Origin of the sequence: Pseudonocardia sp. SID8383, assembly GCF_009864975.1 — a bacterium.
GTDB classification, from domain to species: Bacteria; Actinomycetota; Actinomycetes; order Mycobacteriales; family Pseudonocardiaceae; genus Pseudonocardia; species Pseudonocardia alni.
Genome location: NZ_WWFY01000699.1, coordinates 1 through 756 on the forward strand (window position 1 = coordinate 1; position 756 = coordinate 756).

The 756-nt window shown below is 76.5% G+C and carries 1 protein-coding gene; it reads left to right on the forward strand.

Annotation, left to right across the window (positions count from 1 at the left end; translation table 11 throughout):
• Positions 1-247: 247 nt before the first annotated feature.
• On the forward strand, positions 248-676 hold the full coding sequence (locus GTW08_RS16925) for a LapA family protein (protein ID WP_073578144.1): 429 nt from the start codon (positions 248-250) through the stop codon (positions 674-676).
• The last annotated feature ends 80 nt before the right edge of the window (positions 677-756 follow it).

Consider the following 756-nt stretch of genomic DNA (forward strand, 5'->3'; position numbering starts at 1 on the left):
GGCCCGACCCCGTCCGGTGCGGCGGCGAAGAAGATCCGGACGGCTTCGGCGTGGTCCACGTGCGGTCCTCGCGGGGTTCGGCGTCGCTGCCGGCCCGACGGCAGGTCCTCGGCCGGTGGGGCACGACCGGACGACGGGCGTGCCCCGCGCGTCGTCGTCGCCGGGACGCCGAGTGCGCGATACTCCCGCGCGTGCCCGGACCCAGAGGGTGCACGAGCGGACACGCTGGGAGAGGAAGGCGGAACGGATGAGCGACGACCGACGGGGCGGCGACTCCCCGGCCTGGGGGCGGGTCGGACCGGAGGACCCGACGGCGGACCCGGCGACCCATCCGGCGCTGCGCACACCCGACCCCACGGCCGATCAGCCGACCGTGGCGGTGCCGGTGGAGGGCGGCGGCCCGGACTCCGAGGCCACTACCGAGAAGCGCGCGATCCCGCACACCCGCACCGGCGGGCTGTGGGCCGCGCTGATCCTCTCGGCGGTCGTGCTGATCTTCCTGCTGGTGTTCATCCTGCAGAACACCGAGCCGGTCGCGATCAACTTCCTGTGGCTGACCGGGACGCTGCCCACCGGGGTGGCGCTGCTGTTCGCCGCGATCGCCGGGATCCTGCTGGTCGCCGTGCCCGGGACGGGCCGGATCCTGCAGCTGCGCCGGCAGGCGCGCCGGGGCTGACCGCACGGGGCGCGGCCGGCGATGCGGCCGCTACCCGGGTGGAGGTCAGCGCCGGCGACGCGGCCGGTCGGTGCGCGCGG

Bases quoted from the DNA above. Each gene is read 5' to 3' on its own strand.
- GTW08_RS16925 (WP_073578144.1), top strand. From the start codon at position 248: ATGAGCGACGACCGACGGGGCGGCGACTCCCCGGCCTGGGGGCGGGTC.